General features: G+C 59.7%; 16 protein-coding genes and 3 pseudogenes. 10 read left to right on the top strand and 9 right to left on the bottom strand.

Annotated features, from left to right (window positions below):
• Positions 1 to 7 precede the first annotated feature (7 nt).
• The 3 genes from ACVISU_RS10155 to ACVISU_RS10165 all read right to left on the bottom strand — a co-directional run bounded on the left by ACVISU_RS10155 (position 8) and on the right by ACVISU_RS10165 (position 2123).
• Positions 8 to 466 carry a hypothetical protein gene (locus ACVISU_RS10155; RefSeq protein ID WP_456706848.1) on the bottom strand — a complete coding sequence of 153 codons (459 nt, stop codon included), beginning with the start codon at positions 464 to 466 and terminating at the stop codon, positions 8 to 10.
• A gap of 834 nt (positions 467 to 1300) precedes the next feature.
• Positions 1301 to 1525: a hypothetical protein gene (locus tag ACVISU_RS10160; protein ID WP_456706849.1), complete on the bottom strand. Its 225-nt coding sequence runs from the start codon at positions 1523 to 1525 to the stop codon at positions 1301 to 1303.
• A gap of 103 nt (positions 1526 to 1628) precedes the next feature.
• On the bottom strand, positions 1629 to 2123 hold the full coding sequence (locus ACVISU_RS10165) for a ferritin-like domain-containing protein (protein WP_456710794.1): 495 nt from the start codon (positions 2121 to 2123) through the stop codon (positions 1629 to 1631).
• Between the two features lie 537 nt (positions 2124 to 2660).
• On the opposite strand from ACVISU_RS10165, the pseudogene ACVISU_RS10170 reads away from it, so the two are divergent.
• From ACVISU_RS10170 to ACVISU_RS10185, 4 genes and pseudogenes are all read left to right on the top strand, one after another.
• Positions 2661 to 3520, top strand: a pseudogene (locus ACVISU_RS10170) (alpha-amylase family glycosyl hydrolase).
• 168 nt (positions 3521 to 3688) lie between these two features.
• Positions 3689 to 4243: an alpha-amylase family glycosyl hydrolase gene (locus tag ACVISU_RS10175; RefSeq protein WP_456706850.1), complete on the top strand. Its 555-nt coding sequence runs from the start codon at positions 3689 to 3691 to the stop codon at positions 4241 to 4243.
• 1011 nt (positions 4244 to 5254) lie between these two features.
• Positions 5255 to 5951: pseudogene (locus ACVISU_RS10180) on the top strand (ATP-dependent DNA ligase); the annotation flags it as partial.
• Between the two features lie 52 nt (positions 5952 to 6003).
• On the top strand, positions 6004 to 6165 hold the full coding sequence (locus ACVISU_RS10185; RefSeq protein ID WP_456706851.1) for an ATP dependent DNA ligase: 162 nt from the start codon (positions 6004 to 6006) through the stop codon (positions 6163 to 6165).
• A 24-nt stretch (positions 6166 to 6189) separates the two neighbouring features.
• Here the strand turns inward: ACVISU_RS10185 and ACVISU_RS10190 are convergent, their stop codons facing one another.
• The 4 genes and pseudogenes from ACVISU_RS10190 to ACVISU_RS10205 all read right to left on the bottom strand — a co-directional run bounded on the left by ACVISU_RS10190 (position 6190) and on the right by ACVISU_RS10205 (position 8417).
• Positions 6190 to 7014 carry a ribonuclease HII gene (locus ACVISU_RS10190; protein ID WP_456706852.1) on the bottom strand — a complete coding sequence of 275 codons (825 nt, stop codon included), beginning with the start codon at positions 7012 to 7014 and terminating at the stop codon, positions 6190 to 6192.
• 209 nt (positions 7015 to 7223) lie between these two features.
• Positions 7224 to 7640: pseudogene (locus ACVISU_RS10195) on the bottom strand (hypothetical protein); the annotation flags it as partial.
• 15 nt (positions 7641 to 7655) lie between these two features.
• Complete coding sequence (locus ACVISU_RS10200; RefSeq protein WP_456706853.1) at positions 7656 to 7856, bottom strand: hypothetical protein; 201 nt, start codon at positions 7854 to 7856, stop codon at positions 7656 to 7658.
• Positions 7857 to 8060: 204 nt separating this feature from the next.
• Positions 8061 to 8417 carry a hypothetical protein gene (locus ACVISU_RS10205; RefSeq protein WP_456706854.1) on the bottom strand — a complete coding sequence of 119 codons (357 nt, stop codon included), beginning with the start codon at positions 8415 to 8417 and terminating at the stop codon, positions 8061 to 8063.
• 105 nt (positions 8418 to 8522) lie between these two features.
• Here ACVISU_RS10205 and ACVISU_RS10210 point away from each other — a divergent pair, with 105 nt between their 5' ends.
• The 4 genes from ACVISU_RS10210 to ACVISU_RS10225 all read left to right on the top strand — a co-directional run bounded on the left by ACVISU_RS10210 (position 8523) and on the right by ACVISU_RS10225 (position 10801).
• Positions 8523 to 8843, top strand: coding sequence for a hypothetical protein (locus ACVISU_RS10210; RefSeq protein ID WP_456706855.1), 321 nt, complete (start codon positions 8523 to 8525; stop codon positions 8841 to 8843).
• A gap of 11 nt (positions 8844 to 8854) precedes the next feature.
• A complete protein-coding gene (locus ACVISU_RS10215; protein ID WP_456706856.1) occupies positions 8855 to 9484 on the top strand; it encodes a hypothetical protein in 630 nt (209 codons plus the stop codon).
• Between the two features lie 393 nt (positions 9485 to 9877).
• Entirely contained in the window at positions 9878 to 10150 is a 273-nt protein-coding gene (locus ACVISU_RS10220) for a hypothetical protein (protein ID WP_456706857.1), read from the top strand.
• A gap of 303 nt (positions 10151 to 10453) precedes the next feature.
• Positions 10454 to 10801 carry a hypothetical protein gene (locus ACVISU_RS10225; RefSeq protein ID WP_456706858.1) on the top strand — a complete coding sequence of 116 codons (348 nt, stop codon included), beginning with the start codon at positions 10454 to 10456 and terminating at the stop codon, positions 10799 to 10801.
• A 214-nt stretch (positions 10802 to 11015) separates the two neighbouring features.
• Here the strand turns inward: ACVISU_RS10225 and ACVISU_RS10230 are convergent, their stop codons facing one another.
• Positions 11016 to 11201, bottom strand: coding sequence for a hypothetical protein (locus ACVISU_RS10230; RefSeq protein ID WP_456706859.1), 186 nt, complete (start codon positions 11199 to 11201; stop codon positions 11016 to 11018).
• An 838-nt stretch (positions 11202 to 12039) separates the two neighbouring features.
• Positions 12040 to 12225 (bottom strand): hypothetical protein, encoded by a 186-nt coding sequence (locus ACVISU_RS10235; protein ID WP_456706860.1) that lies wholly within the window; start codon positions 12223 to 12225, stop codon positions 12040 to 12042.
• Between the two features lie 638 nt (positions 12226 to 12863).
• Here ACVISU_RS10235 and ACVISU_RS10240 point away from each other — a divergent pair.
• Positions 12864 to 13088, top strand: a complete 225-nt coding sequence (locus ACVISU_RS10240) for a hypothetical protein (protein WP_456710795.1) — start codon at positions 12864 to 12866, stop codon at positions 13086 to 13088.
• A 14-nt stretch (positions 13089 to 13102) separates the two neighbouring features.
• Positions 13103 to 13492 carry a PRC-barrel domain-containing protein gene (locus tag ACVISU_RS10245; protein ID WP_456706861.1) on the top strand — a complete coding sequence of 130 codons (390 nt, stop codon included), beginning with the start codon at positions 13103 to 13105 and terminating at the stop codon, positions 13490 to 13492.
• The last annotated feature ends 95 nt before the right edge of the window (positions 13493 to 13587 follow it).

The raw sequence follows: 13587 nt of genomic DNA on the forward strand, positions 1-13587 counted from the left end.
GCGCGAGCTATTGCTGCGATCCGTTTTGTTGGCTGTTCGAAGAGCCTGAGTTTTGGGTTTGGGACGCAGGAGGATTCGGCTCGGACGCACCCGCCGACCCAGAACTCTTGCCCACGGTCCCTGAATTGCTACTTGCCTCGCTCATAGCCTCAAATACCGACATCCCATGCGGCCCGATTGTCATGAGGACCGGATTGCCGTCGCTCGATTTCGCCTGCACGACGAACGAACGTGCGACGACCTTCACATCTGTGAAGCCCGCCTTCTCAAGATCTTGGCGGATTTTCTGAGTTGCGTCTGCATCCTGACTCTGGGAGCTATTCCAGGCGGGATCCGCCGGGCTGTTTCGATCGTTTTTGCTCGATGCAGCATCCATTTGTGAGCTGTTGGTGGGCGCAGTTGTTTGCGCAAGCGATGGCGACCCGAGCACTACTAGCAAGGCTGCCGCAGCTAGGGTTGATTTCATCGGCGTTCTCCTTAGTTGAAGACACGCGTAATTCTCGTGCAGCCTTTATCGTTCCTAATCTACCGGGGCCGCTGTGTCGGCCGGCTTCGTACTCTCTTCAAGACGACTGAATGCCAAACGACCCGCCCGACCCGCTGTTCGCTTGGAAGGCGGCATTCAGCTTCGCGCGTTGCGCAAGACAAGTATCGAACGCTCCTCGGCATATTAACCCCGCGCCGGCCGCAGTGCGGCTTGCAGCCGCTCGTTTTCCTTTTCCCATCTGTCGGCCTCAGCCCGCGAGCGTTTCTCGATAGCTTCGGCTTCGCCCTGAAGGACCGCCGCCTTTTTGCATGCCCACGCTCGGCTTTTTCCAGCGCGGTTTCGGCCTTAGCCGTCGCCTTCTCGCGCCGCTCGCGATCGCGTTGCCTGGGGCGTCCTCGCGCCGGCGGTTGGCCTCACGCCGCTTCTGCTCCTTCTCGAAATCGGCGGCGGCCCTGCGTGCGGCCTTTTCACTGATCTTTGGAGCCGCTCGCTTCGGCGGCTTGGACCGGCGCTTCTCCGGACGGTCGGCGTATGACCCAAGTCCAGGTCGGAAGGGAGGTCTGAATGTTCGCCGAATTGCCCGGTCGAGCCAGCAGGACGTTTGAGCACCACACCCGGTTGGACATGGTTGCTGCCACAACATCCGGGTCGTCCGTCGCCTTGGTGAGGCCTTGGTGAAGAGGTTGCTTCCGGCACCCCATGCGTCGAGGGCCGCTTTCATCGATGGGGCCGCGATCGCAAGATCGTAGAAACCCAGTGAGGTCTGAAATGTCCTGAGCTTCCTGGCCATGAGGCGCCGGTTCGCGGATTCCGTTAGCGTCGGCGCGCGACCCACATCCCGATCAGGAAGGCGACTAAGAGCGCCTGCAACGGCGCCTTCCTGGTAAGCTCCCGAAGCTGCTCGGCCCAGCGCAGCGTAACATCCTGCGAAGGCTGCTGGGGGTGTGGACGGGGCGTCTCGGAAGTCTCGCCGCTGCCGTCCTCCTGCTCCAGTAGCCCCGAGGCTTCCGTCATCGCCGCGGCTTCTTTCATGTTCATACGGCTCTCCTCCCCACGGTTATCAAGCATAGCCCGAACGAGCATCGCGACATCGGGGAAATGGTCGGTCCTCGCATGTCGCGGCGCTCATGCGTGCTACTTGCTAGGCGGCCTTCTCATGGGCCACGTAGTCCATTGTGACCTTTTCGACATTCGCGTCGATCCAGGCAGCCATGCTCTCCTCCTCACGAAGCGACGCCTCGAGCGGAGCTCGTGCGGCCTCCATGCCGGCTGCGGGGCAAAGTGCCAAAAGTGACTTGTAGGCGGCTATCTCGAAGTGCTCGAAGGCATTGTTGGCGAACGTATTCTTTAGGACCTCATCGCCCGCCATTGAATGAGCCATGGCCATCATGTTTGCCGCGACAGACTGCGTAGCATCCTTCAGCGTTGAGGTGGTTTCCCCGCACGTTTCCAGGCACTTCTCCAACCTGGCCAGTTGTACCTTCGTCTCCTCAAGATGGTTGGCAAGTTTTTGCTTTACCTCTGGATAGCCGTCCAGCCGCTCCGATTGCCGTTCCATCAGTTCACGCGCCTGGATCTCCATCGCGTGCGCGTTTCTCAATCCGACAACGAAGATGTCGCGAGCTGTCTGTGTCATCTCTTTTCTCCAATAGATTAACTGAAAGAGAAAACAGCCCGGATAAATCAACGTTCCTACCCCAGATTTAGCGAAAGCTTCGAGGTCGACGGCCTCGAGATGTTCGCCCATGCCCGCAAGCTCGCCCGAAGCTCGCCGGCAGCATCTACCCGACTGATACACGCAGCCGCGACTGGATGAAGAAGATGCGTGCCCAGCGCTGACCGTTGCCGGCTTCGCGCTGCATGGCTCGGCCACATCGCCGTCATGCAGGGTGGGGTCATTGCACGTCCGAATCCCGCCGGGGCCACCAAGAAGATCAATATATTACTGGATACGGATATGCCGCGCGATACCGAGGAAACGGCCTTCGAAACAGGGGTGCGCGGCCACCGCGCACTTCGCCACGACCTCTCTGGGCTGCTGCACGAGCGTGATCCCCGAGCCGAGCATCCGCCAGAGCCCAGCTGGAATCGCGCTGCCGATTCGGATAGGAACGCGAGTTGATCTGCCCCGTTGACGAACATCGGATCGAAGTCGGAGCTGACTGGTCTGACGATGGAGACTTCCAAAAGTGGATGGTGGAAGGGTGCGGTCACCTACGAGATCGTTCCGCACTCATTCCAGGACAGTGATGGCGATGGCAAGGGCGATCTTCGCGGCTTGTCTTCCCGCCTGGATTATCTGCAATGGCTCGGGGTCGACACACTGTGGCTGACGCCGATCTATCCGAGCCCTTTCCTCGATCTCGGCTATGACATCGCCGATTTCTGTGCGGTTGATCCGTCGATCGGCAGCCTTGGCGAATTCGACCTCCTGGTTCGCACGTGCCATGAAGCCGGCATCCGCATCGTGCTCGACCTCGTTCCCAATCACACTTCGGACAAGCACACTTGGTTCGCCGATAGCCGCAGTTCCCGCAACAATGCCAAAGCGGACTGGTACATCTGGGCGGGGTCACGGGAGGTCCGCCGAATAATTGGCGCAGCCTGTTCGGCGGCAGCGCCTGTGAATGGTGCGAGGCCCGCCGGCAATACTACTACCATCTTTTCCTGAAAGAGCAGCCAGATCTGAATTGGCGCAATGACGCCGTGAAGGCAGCCATCGCCGAGGGCATGAAGTTCTGGCTGGAGCGTGGCGTAGACGGCTTTCGCGTCGACGCCAGTGCCGTGCTGATCAAGGATGAGATGCTGCGCGACAATCCGCAAAATCCGGAAGCCAACGAGAGCACTCCGCCGCCGCAGCTTACAAGCCGGTCTTCACCGACGATCGGCCGCAGACGATGCGCTGCACCGAGTTCATTCGCAGTGTGCTCGACGAGTTTCCGGACCGGCTGCTGTGCGGCGAGGTGCAGGGCAAGACCGACCGTATCGGGCACTTCTATGGCAACGACTTTCCTCGCCTGCACTTGCCGCTGAATTTCGCACTGCTCGATTCGCCTTGGGATGCGCCGTCACTGCAGGCTACCATTGATGCCTATCTCAATGCCCTACCCCAGGACGCGTGGCCGTGCTGGGTGATCGGGCGGCCACGACAAGCACCGCGTCGCAAGCAAGCTCGGCGAGGACCAAGCTCGCATCCTCGCCATGCTCCTGTTCACGCTGAAGGGCACGACATTTTTCTACATGGGAGACGAGATCGCCCGCGAACGGGTGCACATTCCCCCCGACCGCCTCCGCGATCCCTTCGAGAAGCTTGTCGGCGGCTACGAGCTCGGCCCCGATCCGGAGCGTGCGCCAATGCGCTGGGACGGCAGCCCGAACGGCGGCTTCACCAGGGGTGAACCATGGCTGCCTCTGGAATCGAACGGCGCACGAAATGTGGCACAACAGCGCGACGACAAACGCTCCGTGCTTCAACTGTACCGAAACTTGATCCGGCTTCGTCAGCAGCATCCTTGTTTGCAGCAAGGCGACTATCATCCGATCCGCGCCGAGCACGATGTGCTCCGTTTTAAGCGCGTTCTCAACGACCGCGCCGTCTTGATCGGCCTGACCACCAGTGGAGAGCCGCGTTATCTCAATGGATGCAACGGCGGCACGCTGCTGTTGACGACATATCTCGATTCGACTTCGCAGATTTTGCAGGAGCCGACATTGCTTCGTGCCAATGAAGGCATTGTCGTAGAGCTTGCGGTCTGACCGCTCGCTGCAATGGTGGTTTACATCTCTGTATGTCTGCGAAGCATTATAGTTGGTGCCGTGTTGAACGGCGGCGAACGGCCGCGCCACGTGATCGAGGGTACGCTGCATCGACACATCCCCTTGACCGGCATGTCTGCTTTTCCAGCAAACTGCCGCAGCGGAGGAATGGGCGCCGGCGAGGTCGCGGTTGTATCCTCGAATATAGGCGACTGGTCGTCTTCCACGCGTCGGGCTGGCCTTCTTGACCTCGAGGACAACCCGTCCTTCGGGTGTGATCTTCCATCCGCCGCTTGTGCGTTCGATGTGTGACCGTCCAACCTTTCTGGCAGCGCCGTCAGGGCCGTGCGACAGGTAACGTTCGGTTCGCTGTCGGACCGGTCCGCGAGATCACACGTTTTGAGAACGGACCACATGCACTTTGCCTATCGCGGTCCCTTGTCTCTGGAACGGAGGGTTACGCCAGGCAGTCACCTCGTTCTCCAAGCGGGACGCCTCGTGAACTTTCCTTCGTATTAGATGGTCGCGCCCTGTTCCTTCTCAAGCCCCCGCACACTCTAAACGAGAACTGGCGACGTACGTTCCGTTACCTGGAACAATCCGAAGGCTGCCGTCGTTCTTTTGCCCGGAGGAGCACGCCATGAGCTTAAGACGGTCGATCGAAGGACTCGGCCCCTACCCATCGCTCTTCTTGCTGGCGATCCCGACAGCTACCGTAGAGCCGCTGAAGCTCGTCGCGGTAGCGTTCGCGGGAGAGGGCCATTGGATCACCGGGACGACGATGATCGTGGCGTGCTACGCGTTCAGCCTTCTGGTGGTCGAGCGGCTTTTCGTCATCGTGAAGCCGAAGCTTCTCACGATCCCTTGGTTCGCGAAGCTTTGGAAAGCTTTCGTTTTGGTTCGGACGCGCGTGTTCAGTGTTTTTCGGGCCGGCCGAGCCCATGGGAGCACTCTCGATCGGCCAGCCTCGAAATGAGCCGAAAGTCGACCTTGCCTAAACGTCTGCAACCGATGCTGGCCACGCTCACTGATGCTCCCTTCGACGATCCCGATTGGGTGTTTGAGGACAAGTACGACGGATTCCGGATGGTCGCCGAGATCCGCGGGGGCAGGGTGGCCTTGTACAGCCGCAACGTCAAGATCATCAGCCATTCATATGTGGAGGTCGCACAGGCCCTGGAGAGCGTGAAGGGTGATGTCGTGGTCGACGGCGAGCTCGTTGCTATCGGCAAGGACGGAAACTCGCACTTCCAGTTGCTACAGAATGCGTTGAAACACGAAGCCAAGCCTTTGTATTGCGCCTTCGATCTCATGTTCGTCGATGGCGAAGACCTCCGAAAGCTTCCTCTCCTCGAACGCAAGGAAAGGCTGAAGGCCATCCTGCCGCGCCACAAGCTGATCGCATTCAGCCGGCACCGAAAAGCCGACGGCAAACAGTTTTTCGCGGGAGGCCGGAAAGAAAGGCCTTGAAGGCATCATGGCGAAACGAGCCGATAGCGCGTATGCGTCCGGAGGCCGGACCACCGGTTGGCTGAAGGTGAAGACCGCTCAGCGACAGGAGGTAGTGATCGCCGGCTTCACGGCGCCTCGGCGAACACGGCATTTCTTCGGTGCCCTCGTGCTGGCGGTGCGCGAAGACGATGGCTGGCGGTACATCGGCCACGTCGGTACCGGCTTCAGCCACCAAGTTCTCGAAGAGCTTCACTGCAAGCTCGTGAGGCTCAAGAGAGCAAAGTCGCCCTTCCCTGACAAAGTGAAGGATGAGCGTCGTCACGACCTGGGTCCGCCCTTGGTTAGTCGCGGAAGTGAAGTTCGCGGAGTGGACCAGCAAGGGCGAGCTGCGCCAGCCGGTCTACCTCGGCCTCCGGTCCGACAAAAACGCCAAGGACGTCGTTCGCGAGAAGAAGTGGTCGCGAAAATAACGCCGCCGAGACGAAGCGTACGGTTCAGCCGGCATCTCGCTCGGATGCCGAAGGCCACGGCGGCAGGGGCGGCAACCCCAGAGCTTTTCGTACAGGTCCGAACGATCTCCGGTGAGCTGCGCATGCACCGAGCCTGGCGAGTGCTCCATAGTGAGCCGGCACGGGGTAGCCCTTATGATCCGCGAATCCGTAGCCAGGGTGATTCACGTCTAGCGCTCGCATTACATTGTCGCGCTCGACTTTCGCGAGGATCGAGGCGGCGGCGATGCTGGCGGACTTGCCGTCGCCTTTAATGATGGCCTGCTGAGGGATATCGATTTCCTTCAACCGCTTCGCATCGATCAGCAAGTGCTGCGGCGTCAACGCTAGCCCCCGGACTGCACGCTGCATAGCCTGGATGCCTGCCCAATAGATGTTGATCGCGTCAATCTCCTCGACCTCGACGAACGCTACACACCAACTCTCTGCTTTTTCCTTGATCTCCTTCGCGAGTTCTTCCCGAGCCGCGGCGTCGAGCTTCTTCGAGTCGTCGATCCCGACTATCCGCGTTCCGGGTTTCAGGATCACGGCGGCAGCGGAAACTGGCCCGGCGAGAGGGCTCATTCCGGCCTCATCCACGCCTGCCACGGCAAAATGGCCGCTTTTCCAAAGTGAGGTCTCGAAGCGAAGCATCTTGCGGAGCCGCTGCCCCTCGGACCTATTTTCAAAGCGGCGCTTATCGATCGCAGCCAAAATGGCACGCGCTCCCGCGCGGCTGTCGGCGCGCAAGATCTGCTCCACGTTAGCCTCGAGTGGCCTTTTCTCGACGACATAACGGTGACGCAAGACGTCGAGGGAATATTGGGTCATAGCGGACTTGGTGAAAGCCTGACTGTCGGGGATCGTGTCGGTGAACTTTGAGGCGATTGTCTGATAGCTTACCGCCCCATTAACCGCGAAGAGCCCCTTCGAAAGGAACCCGATCCGCTCTCATTGAGCTTCGGATATTTTGCGCTACCACCGACCTTTGAGCGGAACGAACTCATGTATTCGTCCTTGCGCCATTTTTTTGGCCGAGCTGAGGCGTTAGCCCTCGCTCGTTCACGGGCCTCGCGGCGGCGTCCTCTGCGCTCGCGCCGCCGCTTGGCACGCTCGGCCGCCTGCCGCAGCGGAGGAACCGGCATTTGTTCTATATTCGGTACGGTGATCTCGCTGATTGCCATCGCTTGGATTGGCTCCGGCATCGGCCGGGCTTCCATGAACTCCAGCACTTCCCGCCCCTTGGAAGTCAGCCTCCATCCGCCGCTGATGCGTTCGACCAGCCCTTGCGACCAGATGTCGAGATCCGGGACCCGCGCCGCAAGGCGCCTGGTCCGATCTGCCCAATCGCGACCGCTGGTCGTCAGAATCGCCATGTCCCTCTTGAGGTCCTCCATCACGGCAAACCCTTCCGGATAAGCCGCCAGGATCTTGAGGACTGTCACCTGGAAGTTCACGCCCGCTCCTCCGGATCAGCGCCACATCGTTGGCGCGTGCGAGAGGGCATCGTGACCGACCCGCTTGAGAGCTTCCGGAGCAACCTCGCCCCTGGTTGCAGCCTCCAAAATCTTCGAGGCAACGTGGGTACGTACACCGATCTCGCGCTGCGAGACGCATTCGCAGACTTCATCGAGGACCGCGCGCAAAAGCGCGGTAGTTGCCGAGTCAAACATGGGCGCCCCCCGTCCGGGAAAGCCCCATCGTAACCCGACTTGAGCCTGTATCCGGCCGCAGAAAGCCGCCTGCAGACAGTGTCGACCTCGAACGTCGTCGGTCGGGCGCTTCTCGGCTCAAGGCCGATCAGCCCAGCAATATCTCGAACGAGACGCAGTCCCTCGTCGCGCAACAGGACGGCAGCTGCCCGGCTCTTCGGATCGTCAAGCAGAAGTTCGAAGATCAGCGCGAGGGTCCATGAGGCTGCCCAGCGCGCCTGGCCAGCCGGCGCCGGTGCCGACCGACCGGAAGTAGATCAGCGAGGGATAGGAAGCGTGGCTCTGTAGTACGGAGGCGCACCAGTCCCGTCCCTCGTACAAGGTTCGCTGCATCTCCTCGGGAGCATCGAGTTCCGCGTAGCGCTCCAACATCCCGAGCGCCGAGGGCGGCTGACCGGAGGTGGTGGTGATCTTGAGGACGCCGCGATCACGCCGGGAAATGCCGTCCTGCACCTCGATCAACTGGCTGGGAGAGCAATCGTGAGGATCACGCAGACCGGGAACGACCTCGCTCTTTAACATACGATAAGCGATCCATCTGATCCGCCACCGCTTAACGCACTTAGCAACCAATCGAATTGTCGTTCATTTGCCCTCGGCAATCACCAAGCCAGAGGACAAAAAAATATGTTGCGAGTGTTCGTTATCATATCCACGGCAGCTCTGCTGAGCTCAGCATCGGTGTCGGCGCAAACACAGCCGGCGCAGAACGGCCCGAACAACAGCGCCGTCAATCGTTCGGGCGAAAACAACTCGACTGCACCGGTGGCGGGCCGAAACAGCTTCACTGAGGGCCAGGCGAAGTCGCGGATCGAGGCCGCCGGCTATTCCGATGTGTCCGATCTCAAAAAGGACGACAGCGGCGTCTGGCGAGGCAAGGCCAAGAAAGGCGACAAACAAACCGAGGTCAGCCTGGACTTCCAGGGCAACGTGAACCCGGCGAATTGAAGGAGACCAGCATGACAACCACGATTTCTCGCCTCTATGACAACTATGCCGACGCCGAACGTGTCGTCCGGCAACTGGAGCAGAGCGGCGTCCCCTCTTCCGATATCAGCGTCGTTGAAAACAACGGAGAGGGCTGGCATGGCCGGGGTGGCAAAGTCGATCGAGACCGCGATGGCGTCGACGACCGGGCAGAAGGCGCCGGCGCGGGTGCAGGCATCGGCGCAGGACTGGGCGGAGCCGCGGGTCTGCTCGCCGGCCTCGGGCTGCTTGCAATTCCTGGCGTTGGACCGGTCGTCGCCGCTGGATGGCTCGTCTCCACAGCAGCCGGTGCTGCCGCGGGCGCCGCAACGGGGGGGATCATCGGCGCGCTAACCCAAGCGGGCGTTCCGGAAGAAGACGCTTCGCGATACGCCGAGGGCGTGCGTCGTGGCGGAACACTCGTCTCTGTGCGCGTGAACGACCAGAATCGCAGTCGAGCAGAGGCAGTGCTCGACCAGTCATCAGTCGACATGAGCAAGCGCACGGCGACGTGGCAGCAGTCCGGATGGAAGGGCTTCGATCCGGCGGCACAGCCACTCAGCAGCGACCAGATACAGCGCGAGCGGGAGCTCTATGGCGAAGGGACAGGACTAGGCCGCTAATCGGCTCACTTTCCGCAGTTCGCCTCGAAGGCCCCGACGCGCTTCTCCTCCGGTCGGGGCCTTTTCGACTCCGTAGAATCACGGACTGGAAAAAGCCCTCGGCGCGTGGCCGCGGGTCGGCAACTAAAAATCGGGCGTGACCCGATGCGATTAGGACCAGGCGTCACGGTTCCGTTCAACGATAGCGATTGCCACTTTCAGGTTGCGCCAATTGTCCGCCGAACTGAGGCAGGCGAAACGGCTCCAGACGGAGAAGTTGAACGAGAAGTTCCACCCCTCGCAGTGAGACGGCAAGAGAGTAAGGCCGCTTGCCCCTTTGAGCCAGATCAACGTTGCTTCGACGCGGTATCCTTATAGTTGAGGACCGGAGCTAAAAAGCGAATGCCAGCGGCCATGAAGACATTTGAGGAAGCCGAAGCCTTGATAGAAAGCATTGAACGCGATCTCGACGCACTCAAGTCGAGACAACTGCGCCAGTTTGCGCGAGAGACCGTCGAAGAATATCGGAAAATAGTCCAGCATCTACGCAGATGCGAAAACGTCCAGCATTTCCTGGAAGACTATGATACGGGCGAAGAGGATGCTTATGACGCAGTAGACTGCCCGGCGTGCGCCAATATGCACTTAGTCAACAGGGCTACAGGAGAGGTGCTCGGTCGAGGGTGAGGGGCGGAGTGCTGCGAGTACCTCCGACCTTGCACAGCTCTATGGCACGTTTTCCGATTGTTCCGAGATCAGCGCGAAGCGCTCCCTACCCAGGGACGATGCGCTCCTCTCCTGATTTCATGAACATGGATCAGCTTTGGCTCACGCTCATCGTCAGCAGCCTCTGCGTACTCCATCATTTCGGGCATCGCGGCGCTGCAGCTTGCCATGCTGGTCTAGCGCGGAGCGCTTCGCTACATTGCGTCAGCTGAGCAGCAAAGGCCATCCGATCACCGTGGCATTTTAACCACCGGATTGGCCTCGATGCGCTGCGGCCCCTATCTTGAGGCTGTTCATCGCGTGAAATTGCGTATGCGCCGGACTGGCTGGATTCCGTCGATCGTCCCTTCGACCGATCAGACCGTCTACCTGGTGGCCGGCGACTTCGACCCGATCGGCCAGGCATGGAGCGAAGCCGACCTCAAGGCGGCCGATCTCGAAACGGTCATTCAGGACCTGACGGCCGGCGAATATTCTGACCCGCTCGGGTCGTCGGCTTCAACACCGCCAGCGCTGGGTCCGAGGATGTCTCCGAGGACGTCGCCCGCGAGATCCAGCGGCGCTGCGACCTGCGGCAGACTGAGGGCCGGCGCGGCTGCATGGCATCATTGACCGGCACATCGGCAATTGCCGGCAGCTAAGCCTGCGGCTGGTTTAGGAGCGGGCTCGCGAACCGCCTCCGATAACGGCCACCGCATGCGCCTGGAGTGCCACGGAGCGTCTTCGGAGATGATTGCATCGAGGCGCCTGAATTGGGCAAGCGTAATCCACACAAGCCCTAAGTAAAAAGCCAGCATAAGCAAGCAAAGTGCAATTTTCTCGGTGGTCAGACCGGGCATTGTTCGAGAGCGCGGAGCCCGGCGTCTCTCAAATCGCTGGCAGTCGTCTTGCCGTTTGCTGCTGTTTCAAGCAGCTTTGACGCAACGTAAGCTTTGGTTCTGTTACCGGCGGAAACAGTACAGACCTCGTCCAATATTGTGCGCAGCAATGCCGTAACTTCGGTGCCATACATGGCGCGTCCCTTAATTGAATGCCGGCACCATAGGGGTTGCATCGCTCCCATCCATTTACATAAGTGAAGCGCATAAGCAGTTCGGAAATGATTTCTAAGGACTGCCTTCTTCATGAAGCGGCCAGATCGCCCCTATCGAGGCGTCAGGTATCCGCATTGGTCAAGGTGGAGAACTGGCCACCCCGGCAATTTTCGCGCAAGTTCGAATGATGAAACTTTGGAAGCCAAGCTGTTCACTCACACGAGAGCGGATTAGGATGCTCCAGTTGAGGAAAGATCCGCTGGCCTGACGAGAAACGGCCCGAGCGGAAGGACCGGCTGAGGCAAGTGGAGTTGAGCCCACGCTCTTGGCCACCGCAGCGCATTTGACCAACCGAACTCACTTGCCCGTTCCTCGACGTTAGCCTTGTCGAATGCAACCCATGTTATTTATTTTTGCGCGGTGATCTACCACGATCCCAGCTTGGTTCCGAGGCTTGTCCATGCGTCACAGTTCCTGCATCGTAGCGAATGACCGCCTAATCTACCGCCCGCCGGATGACTCCGAGCGGTTGGAGCGCACCCTCAAATTGGTAGGGGCATCGTTGAAGCTCTTGTTCGAGAGCATCCCGGCTACTTTCGCCGGGCACAAAACGCACGAGCCGTTCCCGACCGAGGAAGACGCGAAGTGGGAGCTGATTGCGTACCCAAAGTAAGCTACTTGCAACGCATGCCACATCGGCTCATTATCCCGCTATCACCGACCGAGGCTCTGCCCGTAGGCGTCGGTGGCTGAGAGACCGAGCGCGCTCCCGCCTGCATAAGCGTGCGAGCGCGGCGAATGCCGGACGACCTTCGATCAGCACATCGCGAAATGCAGCTTCAGCATTTGGAGCAAGCCGAGCGGCACGTTGAGCAAGGCAAGAAGCACATTGCGGAACAAGAAGAGCTTATAGAGCTGCTCGCCGATCATGGTCACGACCTGACGCAAGCCAGGAAACTGCTCGGAAACTTCTACTCGTGCCAGGTGCTCCACATTCAGCACCGCGACCGCATCCTAAGAGAGCTAGCGGGGTAAGGACGCCGGGTCGGCGCCCTCTTTCTAAATCATGGTCAAGCCGCTCATATTTCTGTATTTCTGTGCCCAATCACGAGCGAAAACGTCCAGCATTTCCTGGAAGACTATGATGGGGCCTACGAGGCAGTCGATTGCCCCGCCCTGCTCCGATATGCACTTCGTCAACGGGGCCACAGCAAAGGTGTTGGGTCAAAGCGTCAGTGGCCGAAACACCCTATTCGCCTGAAAAAGAAAGGAACGGCCCCAGCGTGGAAACTAGCTGGGGCCGTGGGCGACGCCTGGAGGTGGCGAGCGTCACCAGATGAGGAGACAGATCACGCTGACGACAAGCGCGATGGACGATCCGGCCGCCAGTCCGACGAAGCTGTACTCCACACCATCCGTGTGATCGAACCTGAACATGCTGCCTAGTCTGAGGCAGGATGGTGGTTCCTGCATTTACTTATGCATGGCAGACTCGGCGACTTGTTGCTCGTGTAGTTTTCCGGGTCCACGCTTTTCATTCACCGGGACCGAAGCGCCTTCCACCAGAAGGAACCTTTCCTCTGCTGTTCAGTTCCCTCAGTCGCCGTCAGCACGGCCAACTGGAGGAGAAACATCAGAACATTAAAGCTATTGTAGCGACTTCCGTCATCGCCGCCTTTGTTACCCCGGCGTTCGCCGCTGACTCGTACTACGTCGTACAGGACGTGGAGACCAAGAAGTGCACCATCACCGAGACGAAGCCGACTACATCTGAGACGACGGTCGTGAACGGCGATACCGTTTACAAGACGCGCTCTGAGGCAGAGACGGGCATGAAGAGCATCAAGGTCTGCACATCCAACTGAGCGGCGAAGATCCAATGAAAAATCTTGTTATCGGGTACATCGCGGCGGCAGCACTCGCCTCTGGCGCACATGCGGAAACTACCATGGTGGCCGCTCCAACGGAAAGCTGGACGGTCACGAACTACTACAAACAGAACGTCTATGATCCTAAGGAGTCGAAGAGTGGGAGCATCGACGACGTTCTCGTGGACAAGTCGGGCAAGGCGACCGGCCTCGTCATCGGGGTCGGTGGCTTTCTGGGTGCCGGCGAAAAGGACGTGATCGTACCCTTCACTGCGGTAAAGGCCGAAAAGAAGGACGACAAATGGTACCTCACGCTCGACGATACAAAGGACGATCTCAAGAACGCTCCTCGTTTCAAGTATGATCGTGCGAGCACCACTTGGATTCCCGAAGGCAAGTAAAGCGGGAGTTCAGAAATGGATTGTAAGGATCAGGCCGAAAAGGAAGTCAACGACTGGTACGATCGCCAAAAGTGGTGACCGAGTGCACCCCTAAC

Source organism: Bradyrhizobium sp. USDA 4452 (assembly GCF_054063575.1).

Excerpts from the sequence above, each read along its gene's own strand:
- ACVISU_RS10165 (WP_456710794.1), bottom strand. The coding sequence starts at position 2,123 with ATGACACAGACAGCTCGCGACATCTTCGTTGTCGGATTGAGAAACGCG.
- ACVISU_RS10175 (WP_456706850.1), top strand. The coding sequence starts at position 3,689 with ATGCTCCTGTTCACGCTGAAGGGCACGACATTTTTCTACATGGGAGAC.
- ACVISU_RS10155 (WP_456706848.1), bottom strand. The coding sequence starts at position 466 with ATGAAATCAACCCTAGCTGCGGCAGCCTTGCTAGTAGTGCTCGGGTCG.
- ACVISU_RS10160 (WP_456706849.1), bottom strand. The coding sequence starts at position 1,525 with ATGAACATGAAAGAAGCCGCGGCGATGACGGAAGCCTCGGGGCTACTG.
- ACVISU_RS10225 (WP_456706858.1), top strand. The coding sequence starts at position 10,454 with ATGCGCTGCGGCCCCTATCTTGAGGCTGTTCATCGCGTGAAATTGCGT.
- ACVISU_RS10245 (WP_456706861.1), top strand. The coding sequence starts at position 13,103 with ATGAAAAATCTTGTTATCGGGTACATCGCGGCGGCAGCACTCGCCTCT.
- ACVISU_RS10230 (WP_456706859.1), bottom strand. The coding sequence starts at position 11,201 with ATGTATGGCACCGAAGTTACGGCATTGCTGCGCACAATATTGGACGAG.
- ACVISU_RS10210 (WP_456706855.1), top strand. The coding sequence starts at position 8,523 with ATGTTGCGAGTGTTCGTTATCATATCCACGGCAGCTCTGCTGAGCTCA.
- ACVISU_RS10190 (WP_456706852.1), bottom strand. The coding sequence starts at position 7,014 with ATGACCCAATATTCCCTCGACGTCTTGCGTCACCGTTATGTCGTCGAG.
- ACVISU_RS10205 (WP_456706854.1), bottom strand. The coding sequence starts at position 8,417 with ATGTTAAAGAGCGAGGTCGTTCCCGGTCTGCGTGATCCTCACGATTGC.
- ACVISU_RS10215 (WP_456706856.1), top strand. The coding sequence starts at position 8,855 with ATGACAACCACGATTTCTCGCCTCTATGACAACTATGCCGACGCCGAA.
- ACVISU_RS10185 (WP_456706851.1), top strand. The coding sequence starts at position 6,004 with ATGAGCGTCGTCACGACCTGGGTCCGCCCTTGGTTAGTCGCGGAAGTG.
- ACVISU_RS10200 (WP_456706853.1), bottom strand. The coding sequence starts at position 7,856 with ATGTTTGACTCGGCAACTACCGCGCTTTTGCGCGCGGTCCTCGATGAA.
- ACVISU_RS10220 (WP_456706857.1), top strand. The coding sequence starts at position 9,878 with ATGAAGACATTTGAGGAAGCCGAAGCCTTGATAGAAAGCATTGAACGC.